Origin of the sequence: Burkholderia sp. AU45274, assembly GCF_030482505.1 — a bacterium.
In the GTDB taxonomy this organism is placed as follows: Bacteria; Pseudomonadota; Gammaproteobacteria; order Burkholderiales; family Burkholderiaceae; genus Burkholderia.
In genome coordinates this window covers 1,826,981-1,845,492 of record NZ_JAUJQE010000001.1, presented here as the reverse complement: position 1 = coordinate 1,845,492, position 18,512 = coordinate 1,826,981, and the positions used below count along the sequence as shown (strand labels likewise).

Genomic DNA, 18,512 nt, shown 5'->3' with positions numbered 1-18,512 from the left:
CGGTCTCCCTTGGGTTCAGTGCGTCAGGCCAGCGTCGCATCGCGCAGCGACGACGCGACCGGATGGCCGGCGAATTCGACGGTCGTCACGCCGAGCATCGACGGCAGCCGGTCGCGCGGCACGGTGAGCGGCACGGGGCCCGGGCCGTTGCCGGCCGTCGGTTGCGGGAACGCGGTGGAGCGCGCGGTGTGGAACGTCACGTTGCCCTCGACCTTCGACACGATCTGGTGGATGTGCCCGTTCAATACGGTGACCGAACCGAAGCGGCGCAGCAGCGCCATCGTCTGCGGCGCGTCGCCGGTGCCCCAGCCCCACGGCTCGTAGATGGTCCACATCGGCATGTGCGAGAACACGACGATCGGCGTGCTCGACGACCGGCCCTTGAGATCCTGCGCGAGCCACGCGAGCTGGTCGTCGCCGAAGCTGCCGAGCCCGTTCGGCTTGAAGTGCATCACGTTGACGAGGCCGATGAAGTGCACGCCCGCGTGATCGAAGCTGTAATAGCCGCGGTTGTCCGACGCCTTGCCGAACCGGCCGAAATATTCGGCGCCCGAACCGTCGGTGACGTCGTGCTCGCCGGGCACCGTATGCAGTTCCGGCACGCGCAACGCGGCGAGCAGTTGCGACGCGTGGTCGAACTCCTCGGGCTTGGATAGGTGCGTGATGTCGCCGGTATGGATGGCCAGCGCGGGCATCGCCGGCATGCCGTTGACGAGGTCGATCGTCTGCTTCAGCGTGGCCGATACGTCGGGGTTCGCGTCCTTGTTGAAGCCGATGTGCGTGTCGCTGATCTGCACGAACAGCGGGCGGCCCGCGTTGGCCGGCAGCGCGTCGCCGGTCTGCGCGAGCGCGAGGTCGAACGGCGTCAGGACGCCGCCCGACAGCGTAAACAGCGTGCCGAGGCCGCCGAAGGCCATGCACTGCAGTGCCTTGCGGCGCGACGGGTTGGTGGGGGTCGATGAAGACATGTGAGCCTCGCATTCGTGTGACGAAACCGGACGGCCGGATCGTCCTGGAATAAGCCGGCGCCTTCGCGTGCCATACCGGCGCAGCGGCGAATTTATTCCCGCCGGTTACAAGGTCGACCACCCGTGCTTGCGGCTTGCGCGGCGCGACGCGATTCCTGGCAGATGGCTTGTCAATGTCCTGTAAGTGACACGTCACATTTGCGTCACGACCGATCGATAGCCTGCCACTCCGAGTCACCTCTCCGGAGCCCCTTCATGCCGAATCTCGCGGCAACGGAAACCAGCGGTGCGGTCAGCAGTCGCACGCGCACCATCAGCCTCGCGCTGTTTTTTCTGATCATTGCCTGCGGCATCGTCTACGTCGGTATCCACCTGAGCGCCGACCTCAGTCCCGTCAAGGAAAGCTCGGTCCTCCCGTTCCTGCTGCTGATCGTCGCGCTGCTGATCGCGCTCGGCTTCGAATTCGTGAACGGCTTCCACGACACCGCGAACGCGGTCGCGACCGTCATCTATACGCACTCGCTCGACCCGCACCTCGCCGTCGTGTGGTCCGGCCTCTGGAACCTGTTCGGCGTGCTCGTGTCGAGCGGCGCCGTCGCGTTCGGGATCCTGCAGTTGCTGCCGGTCGAGCTGATCCTGCAGGTGGGCAGCGGCTCGGGCTTCGCGATGGTGTTCTCGCTGCTGATCGCCGCCGTCACGTGGAACCTCGCGACCTGGTATTTCGGGTTGCCGTCGTCGAGTTCGCACACGCTCGTCGGCTCGATCATCGGCGTCGGCCTGATGAACCAGATCGTCAGCGGCCCGTCGGGCACGAGCGGCGTCGACTGGAACCAGGCGCTCGGCGTCGGCAAGGCGCTGCTGTTCTCGCCGCTGATCGGCTTCGTGCTGTCCGCGCTCGTGCTGTTGTTGCTGAAGGCGCTCGTGCGCGTGCCGGCGCTGTACCAGGAGCCGAAGGGCAACAAGCCGCCGCCGTTCTGGATCCGCCTGCTGCTGATCCTCACCTGCACGGGCGTGTCGTTCGCGCACGGCTCGAACGACGGGCAGAAGGGCATGGGGCTGATCATGCTGATCCTGATCGGCGTGATGCCGACCGCGTATGCGCTGAACAAGGCCGTGACGCCGGATCAGACTAGCACGTTCGTCGCGGTGGCACGCCGCGCGTCGACGACGCTCGTCAAATATGCGGACCCGGCTGCCCAGTCGACCGACCCGCGCGCCGATGTCGAGGCCTACGTGCGCACGCACAAGCTGACGCCGGCGACGATTCCCGCACTGGGCAAGCTCACTGACACGATCGCCGACCAGGTCGCGCAGGCCGGCGGCATCTCGAGCGTGCCGCAGAACCTCGTCGACAACGTGCGCAACAACATGTACGTCGCGTCCGAGGCGATCCGGCTGATGGAGAAGGCGAAGGCGCCGGCGTTCACGGTCGAGGACGCGAGCGCGCTCGAAGCGTTCAAGAAGCAGATGGACCGCGCGACGAAATTCATCCCGACCTGGGTGAAGGTCGCGGTCGCGATCGCGCTCGGCCTCGGCACGATGGTCGGGTGGAAGCGGATCGTCGTGACGGTCGGCGAGAAGATCGGCAAGTCGCATCTCACCTACGGGCAGGGCGCATCGGCCGAGGCCGTCGCGATGCTGACGATCGGGATGGCCGACGCGTACGGGCTGCCGGTATCGACGACGCACGTGCTCGCGTCGGGCGTGGCCGGCACGATGACGGCCAGCGGCGCGGGCCTGCGCTGGGATACGGTGCGCAACCTCGTGCTCGCGTGGGTGCTGACGCTGCCCGCTTCGATCGCGCTGTCTGCCGCCCTTTACTGGCTGCTGCACGGATTGTTCTGACCCGCGCCGGGGGGCGCGACGTCCGGCCGCGCGGTGCGCGGCCAGTCCCATCGATTTTCAATTCAACACAAGACGCTACCGATGGATATCAGTTTCTTCGATCCGAATCGCACCGCCAACGCGTCCGCGTGGCGCGTGCTGCCCAACCGCTGGGACGTGGTCGCGTTTCCGCTGATCATCGGCATACTCGCGATGGCGATCGTCGGCTTCCACCAGACGATGGCGCCGATCGGCGTGCTGCAGACGCAGAAGATCTCGCTCGATCCGTCGAACCTGCCCGAATACGCGTTGCGCACCACGCTGCGGATGCTTGCCGCGATGGTCGCATCGCTCGTGTTCACGCTCGTCTACGGCACGCTCGCCGCGAAAAGCCGGCGTGCGGGCATGGTGCTGATCCCGATCCTCGACATCCTGCAGTCGGTGCCGGTGCTCGGCTACATCTCGTTTACCGTCACGTTCTTCCTCGCACTGTTTCCGGGTCGCGTGCTCGGTGCGGAGCTGGCCGCGATCTTCGCGATCTTCACGAGCCAGGCGTGGAACATGACGTTCAGCTTCTACCAGTCGCTGCGCACGGTGCCGCGCGACCTGAGCGAAGTGTCGCGCGGCTTTCACCTGACGCCGTGGCAACGCTTCTGGAAGCTCGAGGTGCCGTTCTCGATGCCGGGGTTGATCTGGAACATGATGATGTCGATGTCGGGCGGCTGGTTTTTCGTCGTCGCATCGGAAGCGATCACCGTCGGCAACCAGACCATCACGCTGCCGGGCATCGGCGCCTATCTCGCGCAGGCGATCTCGGACAAGAATCTCGGCGCGGTGGGCTGGGTGATCGTCGCGATGTCGGTCGTGATCCTCGCCTACGACCAGTTCCTGTTCCGCCCGCTGGTCGCGTGGGCCGACAAGTTCCGGATGGAAAACACCGCGTCGGGCGATGCGCCGCAATCCTGGCTGCTCGACATGATGCGCCGCACGCACCTGATCCATCAGCTGCTCGTGCCGGCCGGCTGGCTGCTGTCGCAGGCCGCGCGGATTCCGCTGCGCTTTCCGTCGCTGACAAGCACGCGTACGCGCGGTGCATCGTCGCGTGGCTCGTCGCGCATCGGCGACATCGTGTGGGGCGCGTTCGTGATCCTGCTGACGGCGTACGTCGTGTGGCGTGTCGTCACGTTCGTCGCGACCGGCGTGACGATGGGCGAAGTCGGGCACGTGCTCGTACTCGGTCTCATCACGCTGCTGCGCGTGCTGGTGCTGATCGCGATCGCGTCGGTGATCTGGGTGCCGCTCGGCGTGCTGATCGGGCTGCGCCCCGCGCTGGCCGAGAAGATCCAGCCGCTCGCGCAGTTCCTCGCCGCGTTCCCGGCGAACCTGCTGTTCCCGGTGTTCGTGATCGTGATCGTCCACTTCCACCTGAACGCCGACATCTGGCTGTCGCCGCTGATCGTGCTCGGCACGCAGTGGTACATCCTCTTCAACGTGATCGCCGGCGCGATGTCCTATCCGAACGACTACAAGGAAGCGACGAAGAATTTCCGCATCCGTGGCTGGCAGTGGTGGCGGCAGGCGATCCTGCCCGGCATCTTCCCGTATTACGTGACCGGCGCCATCACCGCATCGGGCGGCGCGTGGAACGCGAGCATCGTGTCCGAGTTCGTGCAGTGGGGCGACACGAAGGTCGTGGCTCACGGCCTGGGTTCGTATATCGCGCAGACCACCGCCGCCGGCGATTTTCCGAAGATCATCCTGGGCATCGCCGTGATGTCCCTGTTCGTTACCCTGTTCAACCGTCTGTTGTGGCGTCCGATGTACGCCTATGCGGAATCCCGGCTCCGTCTCGATTGAGAGTAAGCGCGATGCAAAATTCGACCGTTATCAACGCCCCCGCCAAGACGTCCCAGCCGCTGCAGCCGCCGCGCCTCGGCGACGAAATCCTGCGCGTCGAGCACGTGAACCGCGGCTTCAACAAGTCGCAGGGCGAATTGCTCGTGCTCGACGATGCGAACCTGTCGCTGCGCGAAGGCGAGATCGTCGGGCTGCTCGGCCGTTCCGGCTCGGGCAAGTCGACGCTGCTGCGCATCATCGCCGGGCTGATCGAACCGACCGGCGGCGAAGTGACCTATCTCGGCCAGCCGCTGCGCGGCCCGGCCGAAGGCGTTGCGATGGTGTTCCAGACCTTCGCGCTGTTCCCGTGGCTCACCGTGCTGCAGAACGTGGAAGCCGGCCTCGAGGCGCTCGGCGTCGGCGCACGCGAGCGGCGTGAGCGTGCGCTGGCCGCGATCGACCTGATCGGTCTCGACGGCTTCGAGAACGCATACCCGCGCGAGCTGTCGGGCGGCATGCGCCAGCGCGTGGGCTTTGCGCGCGCGCTCGTCGTCGATCCGACGATCCTGCTGATGGACGAGCCGTTCTCCGCGCTCGACGTGCTGACGGCCGAGACGCTGCGTACCGACCTGCTCGACCTGTGGACGCAGGGCCGCATGCCGATCAAGTCGGTGCTGATCGTCACGCACAACATCGAGGAAGCGGTGTTCATGTGCGACCGAATCCTCGTGCTGTCGTCGAACCCGGGCCGTGTGATCGCCGAGATCAAGGTGCCGTTCAAGCATCCGCGCAACCGGCTCGACACCGATTTCCGCAAGCTCGTCGACGACATCTACGCGAAGATGACGGCCCGCCAGACCAACGAGGCGACGAAGAAGGGGCTGGAGCTCGGCAGCTGGATGCCGCGCGTGTCGACCAACCTGATGGCCGGCCTGATCGAGACGCTCGCGATGGCGCCGTACCACGGCCGCGCGGACATGCCGGAAATCGCGCGTACGCTGCATCTGGAAGTCGACGAACTGTTCCCGATCGCCGAAGTGCTGCAGTACCTCGGCTTCGCGGACGTGCGGGAAGGGGACGTGTTCCTTACGCCGCCGGCACGCGTGTTCGCGGAATTCGGCACGCAGGAACGCAAGCTGATGTTCGCGGATCATTTGCTGAAGCACGTGCCGCTTGCTGCGCGTATTCGGAAGGTGTTGAACGAGCGCCCGGGGCATAGGGCGCCGCGCGTGCGGTTCGAACAGGAGCTGGAGGATTTCCTGTCCGACGAAGCGGCTGAGGAAACGCTCGATGCAGTGATCGACTGGGGGCGTTACGGGGAAGTGTTCTCGTATAACGACAAGACGGAGGTGTTCAGTCTCGAGGATGTCGAGAGCTGATCGTCGAGCACGCACGGCATCCCGTCACGCACGACCGTGACGGGATGCCATCATGAGCCGTCTGCCTCTTCCCACTGAGCGAGAAGCTCCGGCGGAATGGCCCTGACGACATCGACGTAGCGCTTTCCGACGAATTGTTCGGCGCGTTTGAGCAGCACGGGGATGGGGCTGCTCGGTTCGTTGATTTCGAACCACTTGCGTGCCGCGCAGATCAGCGCCAACGCTGCCTGCCGGTCCGTTGGCGCAAGCGGGGCGAGCGCGGCAACGGACGTCGGGGTTGGCACAGCCTCCTCCTCGCCGTCCGGATCTGCCGGCGCTGTGGCCGTTTCGTCGAGCGCCGCCAACACCGGCGTATCGCGTGCCTCGTGTTCGACCGCACGCAAGGAGCCGGATCGGCCATCGACCTGCGGTTCGCTTGCCTGAAAGAGCTTGAGCAGGCGGACCAACGGGGAAAAATCCGGCAGATACGTCTCGAGGTGCGTCGAGCACCACGAATCGATAGCGGAGAGGCTCGAGATCGCGTCGTCGAAGGCCTTCATCGACGACGGCTGCTGTTCCCGCAGGTTCTGCAATTGCAGGGCGACCGAATCGGGCGCGAGCGCGTCGGCGGGACGCGGATGCGCGAACGCGCGCTCGACGTCACGAACCTGCAACCGGGTGGCAGTCGATCGTGTCAATACGATTTCCCGCACATCGGCCAGCAACCCTTCCGGATCCGACAGCGCTTGCAGCGCGTTCATGCGCATCTCCAGCGCGGCATGGCGATCGTTGTCGGCATCGGCCTGTGGATGGACCTGCTCCGGAAAGGCCTGCAACCACGCCGCCAGTAACCGCATGCCTTCCGACAGGCCTGCGACGCCGCCCAGGCGCGTGCGGCAGCGCGTATGCAGCACGGCAACGCGTATGTCCTTCGTGCGCGTCATCAGCCGCCGGCAGTCCCGCTCGGTCTCGCTCCAGTTCAGCGGTTCGGGCGAACCGACGAATGTGCCGTACTGCACATCCTGTCTGGGTGCGGTGCCGGCAAACAGCACCACGAAATCGAGTTGGCGATCGTTTTGATTGCGTTGTTTGTTTTGATGGCCGCTTCAGCCATTGTCATGACGCGCGAGGGAATCAAGGCAGGGGCGTGGTTTCACGTCGATGAGATTGGTCTTTGGTATGGCACTGGAAAGTTATCGGATAGCAACGCGCTGTCTGCGGGAAGACGCATCCACTGGGATGAGATAGTCGGGAAACCGGATGCCGGGTGTGACGTGCGAACCGAATACCAGACATCCAGGTCATTCACGAAGAGCTTCGTGTTCTGGCGCCGCATGGCGACCGGTGAAATCGTCGAGCAACGAATTCCGATGAGGCTCACGTCCAATGCTATGCGATGCATACGGTTCAGGAATCGCGATGCACTGATTGTTGCGATACTACGCGGCCTTGCTGGTCGTGGTTTGCGGTTTGACCTTGATGTATTCGTCGATGCGGGTGTGCATCCTGAAACTTGGAGGCCGATGAAGCGGCCGCGGCGGATGCTGCATTTGCTGTACGCGGCGAGCAGTTTGCTGAGCGCGTGGTTTGTCATGCAATGTGTATTGACATGGCCCGTTTGGGCCACAATTGGCGGGATGGTTGTGGTATTTTCCGCCGCTATTTTCCTAGGATATGCGCTGTGGGTAAGCTGCTATCGTGACTTGACGGGTATCGTTCGCTTTGAAGCTCATGCTTCAACCACCCCTCACTCCGGCAAATCCCGCTGACCGATATCCGGCTCGCTCCCCCCGGAATTCAGAAGCTCGATCTTCTCCATCCGCTGCCTTGCCAGCTCCGGCAGTTGGTTCGTCACACCGATCACGAGCGCTTCGGCGAGCGCGAGCGCCGGGACGTTCGTCTGAAGCATCGCAAACGGCTGCCCGCGGATGCGCAGCACGATCTCCGCGAACTCGCCGATCGGCGAATGCCATTCGTCCGTAATCAGCAGCACGCGTGTGCCAAGTTGGTGAGCGGCTTGCGCGAACCGAATACTGTCCCGTTGATAACGGCGAAAATCGAAAATAACGAGCACGTCACCGGCCCCCATGTCCGCCAGCGCGACCGACGCGAGGTTCACATTCGGTTCGACATATTGAACATGTGGCCGCGCGTAGGCGAGGGTGAACGAAAACAGCGACGCGAGCGGCGCCGTATAACGCCCGCCGCCGCAAAAGACACGCACATCCGGATTCGCCAGCAGCGCCACCGCGGCGCCGAACGCCGCCGCATCGAGCCCTTCGATCGTGGTCGCCAGCGACTCCGACAGCCGCTGGAAAATTGCCGAATGACTGTCGCGCATGCCCGCTGCCGAGTGGAACGCATCCATCCGCGCGAGCGGCGAATTCATTGCCGTGTCGATCTCGCCGTACAGCGCCTGCTGGAATGACGAGTAATTCGGAAAGCCGATCCGGACGACGAAGCGAAACACGGTCGGATCGCTCACTTCCGCCTGTTTGGCAAAGCTCGCAATCGGCCCGAGCCCGAGACTCGGGTAGCGATCCAGCAACGCCTGCGCGACCTTCTGTTCCGACGGCGTGAAGCTATCCATCTGGGATAGCAGCAACGCCCTGATGCTCGTCCCCATCGGGCACTCCAACTCTCGTATCTGAATGACAAACGGCAGACGGGTGTCTGCCGGCGACTCCACGCATGTTAGCCGATCGACGTCAGGCGGGCCGTGCACGCTCCGAAATTAGAGGGACGCATCGCACGGTGGACCGGCTCATTCACCATTGTAATAAAACAAACATTGGCAAATGACCCATTCGGCGGATATTCGTTCGTTGTTCAGTGATAACCCTAGGTTTTGGCGCAAAAAAGCGAGTGCTATGATCGCGGCCTCGCTGGAATGTATTGTTTATTACAAGCGCGATTGACGCGTCGACAACCCCGATGCGGCGTCGCGTTCCGGCATGCCACGGTTTTATTTGTCTGGAGGATCCCGTCATGAGGCGGCTCGTAGTACTCACCCTGTTGTCGGCCATGAGCGTGTGCGCGTTCGCCGCATCGGACCCCGCGGTCGAAGCGAAGAACGGCATGGTCGTTTCGTCGCAGCACTTCGCGTCGCAAATCGGCGTCGACATCCTGAAGGAAGGCGGCAACGCGGTGGACGCCGCGGTGGCGGTCGGTTACGCGCAGGCCGTGACCAATCCGTGCTGCGGCAACATCGGCGGCGGCGGTTTCATGACCGTCCACCTGGCCGACGGCCGTGACCGCTTCATCAATTTCCGCGAAACCGCACCGGCTGCGGCTTCCGCGAACATGTATCTCGACGCGAAGGGCAACGTCATTCCGGACGACAGCCTGTACGGCTATCGTGCGGTGGGCGTGCCGGGCACGGTTGCGGGCCTCGATCTCGCGCAGCGCAAGTACGGCAAGCTGACGCGCAAGCAGGTCATGGCGCCGGCGATCCGCCTCGCGCGCGACGGCTTCGTGCTGACGCGTGGCGATACGGACATCCTCGACACGACGATCGACCGCTTCAGGAAGGATCCGGAAGCGGCCCGCATCTTCCTGCGTCCGGACGGCACGCCGCTGCAGCCGGGCGATCGCCTGGTGCAGAAGGACCTGGCGCGCACGCTCGAGCGCATCGCGGAGCAGGGCCCCGACGCGTTCTATCACGGCGAGATCCCGAAGATCGTCGAGGCGGCGGCCAGGAAGGGTGGCGGCCTGATCACGGCGGCGGATTTCGCGTCGTACCGTGCGCAGGACATGGCGCCGCTGACGTGCACGTATCGCGGCTACGAGTTCGTGTCGGCTCCGCCGCCGAGCTCGGGTGGCGTGACGATGTGCGAGACGCTGAACATCCTCGAAGGGTATGACATGCGCAAGCTTGGCTACCATTCGGCCGCGGCGGTGCACTACATGACCGAAGCGATGCGTCACGCATACGAAGATCGCAACACGCTGCTCGGCGACCCGAACTTCATCGACAACCCGGTCGCGAAGCTGACGAGCAAGGAATACGCGGCGCAGATCCGCAATAGCATCCACTCGGATACGGCGACGCCGTCGGTCGACGTGCAGCCGGGCGTCGGCGTGCACGAGAAGCCGGAGACGACCCACTATTCGATCATCGACCACGACGGCAACGCGGTGTCGACGACCTATACGGTCAACGGCCGCTTCGGCGCCGTGGTCATCGCGCCGGGCACGGGCTTCTTCCTGAACGACGAGATGGACGACTTCACCGTGAAGGTCGGCGCGCAGAACCTGTTCGGTCTCGTGCAGGGCACGCGCAACTCGATCGCGCCGGGCAAGCGTCCGCTGTCGTCGATGGCGCCGACCATCGTGAAGAAGGACGGCAAGGTGTTCATGGTGGTCGGCTCGCCGGGCGGCTCGCGCATCATCACGATCACGCTGCAGACCGTGCTGAACGTGATCGACTACGGGATGACGCCGCAGGACGCGGTCACCGCGCCGCGCATTCACCACCAGTGGCTGCCCGACGAGGTCTATTACGAAACCTACGGCCTGTCGCCCGACACGCTCGCGATCCTGCGCAACATGGGCTACAAGATGGTCGAGCAGACGCCGTGGGGCGCCGCCGAGCTGATCATGGTCGGCCTGGCGGGCACCGAAGCGGCGAGCCGCCAGAGTTCCGGGAACGATTCGTCCGTGTCCGGGAACGTGCGCGTCGGCTTCATCTACGGCTACAACGATCCGCGCCGTCCGGCCGGTTCGGCAATCGGTTACTGACCTGATCGCTTCATGCTGATGAATCGCTGCTCCGCAACGGCGTTCGCCCTCGCGCGAATGCCGTTGCGGCGGCGGCGCGTCAGTTCGCCGAGATCCGCGAGCCTGACCGGCGCCGGCGACCGTGCCCGATACACCGGGCACGACCGGCTCGCCACGCGCGCACCCTGGCACGGCACAGGAATGCGCGCCTTTCATCCGTCAACATCTTCCCGTGCGTCGAATTCCGATATGAACAAACGAATGTCCGCGGCAGGCTGGATCCTGCTCGCGATGGCGGCCGGCATCCTGATCGGCTACATGATCTATACGCAGCTGCCGGACAAACAGTCGGCGGCGGAAATCGCCGGCTACATCTCGCTGGTGTCCGACGTGTTCCTGCGGCTGATCAAGATGGTGATCGGCCCGCTGGTGTTCTCGACGCTGGTCGTCGGCATCGCGCACATGGGCGACGCGTCGTCGGTGGGCCGCGTGTTCGTGAAGGCGCTCGGCTGGTTCTTCACCGCGTCGCTGATCTCGCTGCTGCTCGGCCTGCTGATGGCGAACCTGCTGCGCCCGGGCGAGAACCTCGGTTTGCCGCTGCCGGATATCGGCGCGTCCGCGCATCTGGCGACGTCCAAGTTCACGCTGAAGGATTTCGTCGGCCACATGGTGCCGAAATCGATCGCCGAGGCGATGGCGAACAACGAGATCCTGCAGATCGTCGTGTTCTCGATGTTCTTCGGCGTGGCGCTCGCGTCGCTCGGCGAACGCGGCAAGATTCTCGTCGCAGCGATCGACCAGCTCGCGCACGTGATGCTGAAGATTACCGGCTACGTGATGAAGCTCGCGCCGCTCGCGGTGCTGGCGGCGATGGCGTCGACCGTCGCGATCAACGGCCTGTCGATCCTGCTGAAGTTCGCGGTGTTCATGGGCGACTTCTACCTGAGCCTGTTCCTGCTGTGGGGCACGCTCGTCGCGGCCGGCCTGCTGTTCCTCGGCCGCCGCGTGTTCAAGCTGCTGGCGCTGATCAAGGAAGCGTTCATGCTGTCGTTCGCGACCGCGAGCTCGGAAGCCGCGTATCCGAAGATCCTCGATGCGCTCGACCGTTTCGGCGTGCGTCGCAAGATCTCGAGCTTCGTGATGCCGATGGGGTATTCGTTCAACCTCGACGGCTCGATGATGTACTGCACGTTCGCGTCGCTGTTCATCGCGCAGGCCTACGGCATTCACCTGTCGCTCGGCACGCAGGTCACGATGCTGCTGATCCTGATGCTCACGTCGAAAGGCATGGCCGGCGTGCCGCGCGCGTCGCTCGTCGTGATCGCCGCGACGCTGCACCAGTTCAACATTCCGGAAGCCGGGCTGCTGCTGATTCTGGGCGTCGATACGTTCCTCGACATGGGCCGTTCGGCCACGAACGCGGTGGGCAACTCGATCGCCAGCGCGGTGGTCGCGAAATGGGAAGGCGAGCTGATGCCGGAAGCAGAAGCCGAAGCGAATGCGGCGCGGCTGGATGCGGAAGCCGAAGCACGCATGAACGAGGCGGTTCGCGATACGGATCGCGTCACCTCTGGCTGAAGCGGGGCCCCGGGTCGAATCCCGGGCTGTCAGGCCGCCTCGGCGGGGCGGGCCGCGTCGAGGCACGCGGCCAGCACCATCGCGGCGGCGTTGCCCGGCGTCGAGCCGAGCAATTGCGGCGCATAGACGCTGTCGCCGATCTCGATGGGCTGCCCCGACAGCGCGCACACGCCGCGCTTGCGCGTGGTGAACAGCCGCCACTTCTGATAACCGTAGTGCCCGGTGCATGCGTCGCGCCATGAAATCATCACGGTGTCGGCCGTGGGCCGCTCGAGCACGCTGATGGACGGCTGGCTCGTCGCGTCCCACGACGGCAGCCGGTCGCGCGTGACGCTGCGCCGCCGCGGCGCGCCCCACGAGAGGGACGGCATGTCGAAGCTGCTGATCGCGGCAACGGTCATGAGCCAGGGCGCTAAACGGTTGTTCATGTCGGTTTTCCTCGAAACGTTATGCGACACCGCCACGTGCGGTATCACGACAGGCGGATGCGCGGCTGCACGCAGCCGTTGATCCGTTCGGCGATCCACAGCAGGGTCGCCTTGGAGAAGCCGTGCAGCGCCTGCTGGTGCCGCCGGTAGAGCATCAGGTGGCTGAATTGCGCGAAACGCCCCTGGATGAAGCCGCCGCGAAAGAACCCGAACTGCCCAAGCGTGCCGAACGCGTCGTAGTCGCTGATCGACACGAGCGCGCCGAAATCGTGGAACGCGAACGGCGGAATCGGCGTGCCGTCGAGCCACGCGGGCAGGTGCTTCGCGAGATGCTCGGCCTGCTGCGTCGCGACTTGCGCGGTGGGCGGCAGCGGCCGTTCCTGGCCGTCGGGCAGCAGGCTCGCGCAGTCGCCGATCGCGAACACGTGCTCGTCGCCGGTGGCCTGCAGCGTCGGCCCGACGACGATCTGGTTCGCGCGATTCGTGTCGAGCCCGTCGAGCGCCTGCATGAAATCGGGCGCCTTCACGCCGGCCGCCCACACCATCAGGTCCGCTTCCGCGAACGAACCGTCGCCGTAGTGAAAGCCGTTTGCGTCGGCCGACGTGACGCGGGTGGACGTCAGCACATGAAAGCCGATCTGTTCGAGCCGCCGCTGCGCCGACGCGGAAATCCGCGGCGGAAACGCGGTGAGGATGCGCGGGCCGCTCTCGAGCAGCGTGAGCTGCAGCCGCTCGCGCACCGTCGCGTCACCGTACGCCTGTGCCACTTCCAGCAAGCGGCTCAGCTCCGCCGCGAGTTCCACGCCGGTCGCGCCCGCGCCGACGATCGCGACGCGAAACGGCTCGTCGCGCGCGATGCTGCGAAATACGCGCATCCGCAACGCTTCGTTGAAAGTCTCGGCCTGCTTCTGGCTGTCGATGAAATAGCAGTGCTCGCGCACGCCCGGCACGCCGAAATCATTGGCCTGGCTGCCAAGCGCGAAGATCAGCACGTCGTATTCGAGTTCGCGTGCGTCGAGCACGAGTTCGCCGTCCTGCGAGCGGATCTCGCCGAGCTGCACGCGGCGGCGCGCGCGATCGAGCCCCGTCAGTTCGCCGGGCTGGTATGTGTAACCGTGATCACGTGCATGGGCGAGGAAGATCACCTGCTGCTGCTGCACGTCGCGCGTACCGGCCGCGATCGTGTGCAGCATCGGCTTCCAGATGTGGGTCGGGCTGCGGTCGACGACGGTCACCTGGGCGCGCCCGGACCGGCCGAGGCGCTCGCCCAGGCGGGTGGCGAGCTGCAGGCCGGCGATCCCGCCGCCGACGATGACGATGCGTGTAGGGGTTGTCATGGATAAATCATCACGTGATGAATAAGGTATGATCCTAGCGCTTCCCGGCTTCGCGTGTCAACGGAGCGGGGCAGGTCACCCGGTGTTCGGCGTCGTTCGAGCGGGGCCGGAACACGGGTATTCGAATCATTCAAGGAGAGCAGGAAGACGTGGCTGAAGTCACTGAGCGCGCGCCGGCCAAGCGGCGTATGCGAGGGCGGCCGCTGGCCGGGGCGTCCGTGGGGCCGGACGTGATATTGCGGGCCGCGCGCCGCACGTTCGCGAAGCGTGGCTACGACGCCACGAGCGTGCGCGAAGTCGCGCGCGAGCTGGGTGTCGATGCGGCGCTGATCGCGCACCATTTCGGGACGAAGGAAACGTTGTGGCTGGCGGTCGTCGAGCAGATCGCCGAGCTGGCCGAGCCGATGTTCGACGCGCTGCGCGCGTTGCGCACGTCGCCGCTGCCGCAACGCGACCGTGTACGGCGCGCGATCGAGCTGTGTGTCGACCACGAGTTCGACGAGCCCGACCTGGGCATGTTCTTCTCGACGGCGGCGACCGAAGTGGGCGCGCGGCTCGACCGGCTGCAGGCGCGGCTCGTGCGCCCGTATTACGACGTGATGTTTCCGCTGCTGTCGGAGGCGGTAGAGGCCGGTGTGATCCGCCCGGTCGATCCGGCGGTGCTGTTCTTCATGATCGCGAGCGCGATCGGCACGACTGTGTCATACAGTCACATGATGCTGGAGTACACGTCGCTGCCCACGCGGCAGGACGCGTTCCGGCAGGCCGTGGTGGACATTGCGTTCAACGTCGTCGGCGGCTGAGCACGGCGCGCGTGACGTGCGCGGTCATGTCGCCAGCACCCACCCCAGTTCGCGCACCGCGCTTCGCGTGATCTCGCGCAGCGCTTCGACGAGCGGCGATGGCGTCCGGTACGCGATCGCCAGCTCGTACGCGAGCGGGCTTCCCGCACCCGTCAGTTCGCAGAACGTAATGCCTGGCGGTTGCATCGGCACGAACAGGCGCGGCATCAGCGCGACGCCGATGCCGCCCGCGACGAGCCCGGCCGTCGTCTGCATCTGGCGCGGCTGCTGGACGATGCGCGGCGCGAAGCCGGCCTGCGCGCATGCGGTCACGATCAGCGCGTGCATGCCGGGCCCGTGGTGCGCGGCAAACATGATCCACGGTTCGTCCGCCAGTTCGGCAAGCGCAATGCGCCGGCGGTGTGCGAGCCGGTGACCATCGGGCAGCGCGGCGACCATCCGGTCGCGCAGCAGCGGCTCGACGCGCACGTCGCCCGCATCGGCCACCGGCAGCACGACGAGGCCGACGTCCGTGCGGTCCTGGCGCAGCGCGAGCACCTGCTCGGCGGTCGTGCCTTCCTCGAGCTGGAAATCGACGTCCGGATGGCGTTCCTGGAACGCGCGGAGGATCAGCGGCAGCAGCGCGTTGACCGTACTGTCGACGAAACGCAACCGTAGCGTGCCGCCGAGGCCGGCGCCCGCGCGGCGGGCCACGGCCACCGCGCGCTCGACCTGTTCGAGCGCGCGCCGTGCTTCGAGCAGGAACGCGTCGCCGGCCGGCGTGAGCGCCGTGCCGCGGTTGTCGCGCTCGAACAGCACGACGCCCAGCTCGTCCTCGAGCTTGCGGATCGCCGCGCTGAGCGGCGGTTGCGCCATGTGCAGCCGCTCGGCCGCACGCCGGAAACTGAGCGTCTCGGCGACCGCGATGAATTGCCTGAACTGGCGTAGATCGATCATGCGATACCTTTTGCGTATCAGTGGATCATCGAATTCGTATTTTACCTATCACACTGTGGTGCCCAGAATGGCCTTGTCATCAACGGTCGACATTCGGGAGGGCAGGTCATGACAGGGATCGAACAGCAGCGAACGGCAATCGTCACGGGCGGGTCGAGCGGGATCGGCTTCGCAATCGCGCGCCGGCTGGTGGCGGACGGGTATCGGGTCGCGATCGTCGGGCGCGACGCGGCGCGGCTGGAAGCGGCAGTTGCGCGTCTCGGCGGCATGGCGATCGGGCGGGCGGCCGATCTGAGCGTGCGGTGCGAAGCGGAGGCGGCGGTTGCCGCGATCGTCGCGCAGTGCCCTTGCATCGACGTACTGGTCAACAACGCGGGGGCGACCGGCCGCGTCGGCGCGGATACGGAGGCAGGCGAGGCCGAGCGCGTGTGGGACGCCGTGCTCGACGCGAACCTGAAAAGCCTGTTCGTGACGACCATGGCGGTGCTGCCGCACCTGGCCGAGCGCGCCGCGAGGATCGTCAACATCGGTTCGATCGCGGCGCGCGCCGGCAGCCTGCTGCCGGGTGGCCTGGCGTACGCGGCGGCGAAGGCCGGCGTCGAAGGGTTCACCGTCGCGCTCGCGCGCGAACTCGGGCCGCGCGGCGCCACGGTCAATACGGTCGCGCCCGGCTATATCGCCGACACGCGCTTCTTCGGCGAAAGCGGCGTCGCGCCGGCCATTGCGGCGACGATCCGCGAACAGACGCCGGCCGGCCGCGCCGGGCATCCGGACGATATCGCGGACGCGGTTGCGTGGCTCGCCGGGCCGCGTGCGTCGTTCGTCACCGGTGCGACGATCGCGGTGAACGGCGGCTGGCGGGTCGGGTGACGCAATCTACCCAGGTGGCCGGATGCGGCGGCATCGCGCGCCACATCCGGCCCGCCGGTCATGCGATATCCGTGGGCGGCTTGTCGCCGAGCCAGCGCCGCGCGCCGGGCCCGTTGCGGCCCGCGCGGTCTTCCGGGTTCGTCAGCTTGCAACGCTTCAGCGACAGGCAGCCGCAGCCGATGCATTCGTCGAGGTTGATGTACAGGCGCTGCAACTCCTCGATCCGGCTCGCGACGCGCTGCTTCCAGCCGCGCGACAGCCGCTGCCAGTCCTTGTTGCTCGGCGCGGTGTCCTCGGGGAGGCTGACGAGCTGCTCGGCGATCTCGTCGAGCGAATAGCCGATCTTCTGCGCGAACACGATGAACGCGATCAGCCGCAGCACCGCGCGCGAATAGTGGCGATGGCTCGAGCCGTTGCGATGCGACTTGATGAGCCCGCGCGTCTCGTAGAACCGTAGTGTCGACGCCGGCACGCCGCTGCGCGCGGCCACTTCGCGGATCGACATCAGCGGCCATTGCGGTGTTTCCTGGATACCCATGTTGCCCCTCCGGGAAAACTTGACTTGAAGTTAACTTCAACTTTTATGCTACGCGGCAGTTTAACCCGTCGCGAGGCATCATGCTCTCCTTATCCCTACGCAGGACGTCGCCTTTGGGCGCGGCCTGTGCACTGCTGCTGGCGTTGTCGGGCTGTCACGACGGCAAAGGCGCATCGTCGGCCCAATCCCTTCCCGAAGTCGGCGTCGCCACCATCGCACCCCGCACGATCCGCCTCGCGGACGAATTCAACGGACGCGTCGAAGCGGTCGACGCGGTCGAACTGCGGCCGCGCGTAAGCGGCTATCTGCAGCGCGTCGCTTACAAGGAAGGCGACCTGGTCGCGCAGGGCGCGCTGCTGTTCGAGATCGACCCGCGCCCGTACCGGATCGCGCTTGATCGCGCCAATGCGCAGCTGCAGCGGGCCCGTGCGGCCGCGAGCCTCGCGAACGTGCAGCTCAAGCGCGTGCAGACGCTGATCGATGCGCATGCGACGTCGCAGGAAGAACTCGACAACGCGCGCGCCACCGCCGAGCAGGCGCGTGCGGACCTGCAGGCGGCCGACGCGGCCGTCGCGGATGCGAAGCTCAATCTCGGCTTCACCGAAGTGCGCGCGCCGATCGCGGGCCGCGTCGGCCGCGCGGTCGCCACCGTCGGCAACCTGGCGCGCGCGGACGACACGCTGCTGACGACCGTCGTGTCGCAGAACCCCGTCTACGTGTATTTCGACTGCGACGAACAGAGCTACCTGCGCTACAACGCGCGGCGCGCCGATCCGAAACATCGCGCGATCGGCGCCGATCCGGTGCGCGTGGGCCTCGCGAACGAGACGGGCTTCCCGCATGCGGGCACCGTCGACTTCCTCGACAACCGGCTCGACCCGCAAACGGGCACGATCCGCGCGCGCGTGCGGCTGCCGAATGAGGACCATACGTTTACGCCGGGCCTGTATGCGCGCGTGCAGCTCGTCAGCGGCCGCGACCAGGATGCGCTGCTCGTCGACGACAAGGCCGTGCTCACCGACCAGGATCGCAAGTACGTGTATGTGATCGGGCCCGGCGACAAGGCGCTGCGCCGCGACGTGACGATCGGCCGCGGGGTGGAGGGCGAGCGGATCATCGAGAAGGGGATCCAGGCGGGCGACCGCGTGGTCGTCGACGGCATGCAGCGGATCTACTATCCGGGCGCGCAGGTGAAGCCGAAGACGCTGCCCGCCCGCGCCGACGCCGGTGCCGGCAATGGCGCGGGCAACGGGCCGGTCAACGGCACGCAGGCCGTCGCCGATGCCGGCGCGCCGGCCGCGCAGTAACGGGAGACAG

15 protein-coding genes and 1 pseudogene are annotated in these 18,512 nt (G+C 66.0%); 9 read left to right on the top strand and 7 right to left on the bottom strand.

The annotated features are described in order from the left end of the window. Positions 1 to 23: 23 nt before the first annotated feature. A complete protein-coding gene (locus QZM35_RS08205) occupies positions 24 to 968 on the bottom strand; it encodes a metallophosphoesterase (protein WP_089432940.1) in 945 nt (314 codons plus the stop codon). Between the two features lie 255 nt (positions 969 to 1,223). On the opposite strand from QZM35_RS08205, the gene QZM35_RS08200 reads away from it, so the two are divergent. The 3 genes from QZM35_RS08200 to QZM35_RS08190 all read left to right on the top strand — a co-directional run bounded on the left by QZM35_RS08200 (position 1,224) and on the right by QZM35_RS08190 (position 6,007). Then, positions 1,224 to 2,813, top strand: coding sequence for an inorganic phosphate transporter (locus QZM35_RS08200; protein ID WP_301775754.1), 1,590 nt, complete (start codon positions 1,224 to 1,226; stop codon positions 2,811 to 2,813). Between the two features lie 81 nt (positions 2,814 to 2,894). Beyond that, positions 2,895 to 4,649: an ABC transporter permease subunit gene (locus QZM35_RS08195; protein WP_089432938.1), complete on the top strand. Its 1,755-nt coding sequence runs from the start codon at positions 2,895 to 2,897 to the stop codon at positions 4,647 to 4,649. Between the two features lie 11 nt (positions 4,650 to 4,660). Beyond that, on the top strand, positions 4,661 to 6,007 hold the full coding sequence (locus QZM35_RS08190) for an AAA-associated domain-containing protein (protein ID WP_069252037.1): 1,347 nt from the start codon (positions 4,661 to 4,663) through the stop codon (positions 6,005 to 6,007). 50 nt (positions 6,008 to 6,057) lie between these two features. Here QZM35_RS08190 and QZM35_RS08185 read toward each other — a convergent pair. Next, a pseudogene (locus QZM35_RS08185) lies at positions 6,058 to 7,047 on the bottom strand (ImpA family type VI secretion system protein); the annotation flags it as partial. 3 nt (positions 7,048 to 7,050) lie between these two features. Between QZM35_RS08185 and QZM35_RS08180 the strand changes: the two are divergent. Next, positions 7,051 to 7,755: a hypothetical protein gene (locus QZM35_RS08180; RefSeq protein WP_144025215.1), complete on the top strand. Its 705-nt coding sequence runs from the start codon at positions 7,051 to 7,053 to the stop codon at positions 7,753 to 7,755. On the opposite strand, the gene QZM35_RS08175 is transcribed toward QZM35_RS08180, so the two are convergent. Continuing rightward, positions 7,734 to 8,612, bottom strand: a complete 879-nt coding sequence (locus tag QZM35_RS08175) for a MurR/RpiR family transcriptional regulator (RefSeq protein ID WP_089427125.1) — start codon at positions 8,610 to 8,612, stop codon at positions 7,734 to 7,736. The genes QZM35_RS08180 and QZM35_RS08175 overlap by 22 nt on opposite strands. A 362-nt stretch (positions 8,613 to 8,974) precedes the next feature. Here QZM35_RS08175 and ggt point away from each other — a divergent pair, with 362 nt between their 5' ends. Next, complete coding sequence (ggt, locus tag QZM35_RS08170; protein WP_301775753.1) at positions 8,975 to 10,726, top strand: gamma-glutamyltransferase; 1,752 nt, start codon at positions 8,975 to 8,977, stop codon at positions 10,724 to 10,726. Between the two features lie 228 nt (positions 10,727 to 10,954). Further along, positions 10,955 to 12,283 carry a dicarboxylate/amino acid:cation symporter gene (locus QZM35_RS08165; protein WP_089427127.1) on the top strand — a complete coding sequence of 443 codons (1,329 nt, stop codon included), beginning with the start codon at positions 10,955 to 10,957 and terminating at the stop codon, positions 12,281 to 12,283. A 29-nt stretch (positions 12,284 to 12,312) separates the two neighbouring features. Here the strand turns inward: QZM35_RS08165 and QZM35_RS08160 are convergent, their stop codons facing one another. Beyond that, positions 12,313 to 12,711, bottom strand: a complete 399-nt coding sequence (locus tag QZM35_RS08160; protein ID WP_301775752.1) for a DUF3331 domain-containing protein — start codon at positions 12,709 to 12,711, stop codon at positions 12,313 to 12,315. A 44-nt stretch (positions 12,712 to 12,755) separates the two neighbouring features. Further along, positions 12,756 to 14,048 (bottom strand): NAD(P)/FAD-dependent oxidoreductase, encoded by a 1,293-nt coding sequence (locus tag QZM35_RS08155; RefSeq protein ID WP_089427129.1) that lies wholly within the window; start codon positions 14,046 to 14,048, stop codon positions 12,756 to 12,758. A gap of 149 nt (positions 14,049 to 14,197) precedes the next feature. Here QZM35_RS08155 and QZM35_RS08150 point away from each other — a divergent pair, with 149 nt between their 5' ends. Then, positions 14,198 to 14,851 carry a TetR/AcrR family transcriptional regulator gene (locus QZM35_RS08150; protein ID WP_089427130.1) on the top strand — a complete coding sequence of 218 codons (654 nt, stop codon included), beginning with the start codon at positions 14,198 to 14,200 and terminating at the stop codon, positions 14,849 to 14,851. A 24-nt stretch (positions 14,852 to 14,875) separates the two neighbouring features. On the opposite strand, the gene QZM35_RS08145 is transcribed toward QZM35_RS08150, so the two are convergent. Next, the gene (locus QZM35_RS08145) at positions 14,876 to 15,787 is read right to left on the bottom strand and encodes a LysR family transcriptional regulator (protein ID WP_301775751.1); all 912 of its coding nucleotides are present in this window, start codon (positions 15,785 to 15,787) and stop codon (positions 14,876 to 14,878) included. A 108-nt stretch (positions 15,788 to 15,895) separates the two neighbouring features. Here QZM35_RS08145 and QZM35_RS08140 point away from each other — a divergent pair, with 108 nt between their 5' ends. Next, positions 15,896 to 16,657: an SDR family NAD(P)-dependent oxidoreductase gene (locus QZM35_RS08140; RefSeq protein ID WP_301775750.1), complete on the top strand. Its 762-nt coding sequence runs from the start codon at positions 15,896 to 15,898 to the stop codon at positions 16,655 to 16,657. 58 nt (positions 16,658 to 16,715) lie between these two features. Here QZM35_RS08140 and soxR read toward each other — a convergent pair whose 3' ends face one another. Further along, positions 16,716 to 17,195, bottom strand: coding sequence for a redox-sensitive transcriptional activator SoxR (gene soxR, locus QZM35_RS08135; RefSeq protein WP_089427133.1), 480 nt, complete (start codon positions 17,193 to 17,195; stop codon positions 16,716 to 16,718). Between the two features lie 80 nt (positions 17,196 to 17,275). On the opposite strand from soxR, the gene QZM35_RS08130 reads away from it, so the two are divergent. After that, on the top strand, positions 17,276 to 18,502 hold the full coding sequence (locus QZM35_RS08130; protein WP_089427134.1) for an efflux RND transporter periplasmic adaptor subunit: 1,227 nt from the start codon (positions 17,276 to 17,278) through the stop codon (positions 18,500 to 18,502). Positions 18,503 to 18,512: the final 10 nt, after the last annotated feature.

Bases quoted from the DNA above. Each gene is read 5' to 3' on its own strand.
- QZM35_RS08205 (WP_089432940.1), bottom strand. From the start codon at position 968: ATGTCTTCATCGACCCCCACCAACCCGTCGCGCCGCAAGGCACTGCAG.
- QZM35_RS08200 (WP_301775754.1), top strand. From the start codon at position 1,224: ATGCCGAATCTCGCGGCAACGGAAACCAGCGGTGCGGTCAGCAGTCGC.
- QZM35_RS08195 (WP_089432938.1), top strand. From the start codon at position 2,895: ATGGATATCAGTTTCTTCGATCCGAATCGCACCGCCAACGCGTCCGCG.
- QZM35_RS08190 (WP_069252037.1), top strand. From the start codon at position 4,661: ATGCAAAATTCGACCGTTATCAACGCCCCCGCCAAGACGTCCCAGCCG.
- QZM35_RS08175 (WP_089427125.1), bottom strand. From the start codon at position 8,612: ATGGGGACGAGCATCAGGGCGTTGCTGCTATCCCAGATGGATAGCTTC.
- ggt (WP_301775753.1), top strand. From the start codon at position 8,975: ATGAGGCGGCTCGTAGTACTCACCCTGTTGTCGGCCATGAGCGTGTGC.
- QZM35_RS08165 (WP_089427127.1), top strand. From the start codon at position 10,955: ATGAACAAACGAATGTCCGCGGCAGGCTGGATCCTGCTCGCGATGGCG.
- QZM35_RS08160 (WP_301775752.1), bottom strand. From the start codon at position 12,711: ATGAACAACCGTTTAGCGCCCTGGCTCATGACCGTTGCCGCGATCAGC.
- QZM35_RS08155 (WP_089427129.1), bottom strand. From the start codon at position 14,048: ATGACAACCCCTACACGCATCGTCATCGTCGGCGGCGGGATCGCCGGC.
- QZM35_RS08145 (WP_301775751.1), bottom strand. From the start codon at position 15,787: ATGATCGATCTACGCCAGTTCAGGCAATTCATCGCGGTCGCCGAGACG.
- QZM35_RS08140 (WP_301775750.1), top strand. From the start codon at position 15,896: ATGACAGGGATCGAACAGCAGCGAACGGCAATCGTCACGGGCGGGTCG.
- soxR (WP_089427133.1), bottom strand. From the start codon at position 17,195: ATGGGTATCCAGGAAACACCGCAATGGCCGCTGATGTCGATCCGCGAA.
- QZM35_RS08130 (WP_089427134.1), top strand. From the start codon at position 17,276: ATGCTCTCCTTATCCCTACGCAGGACGTCGCCTTTGGGCGCGGCCTGT.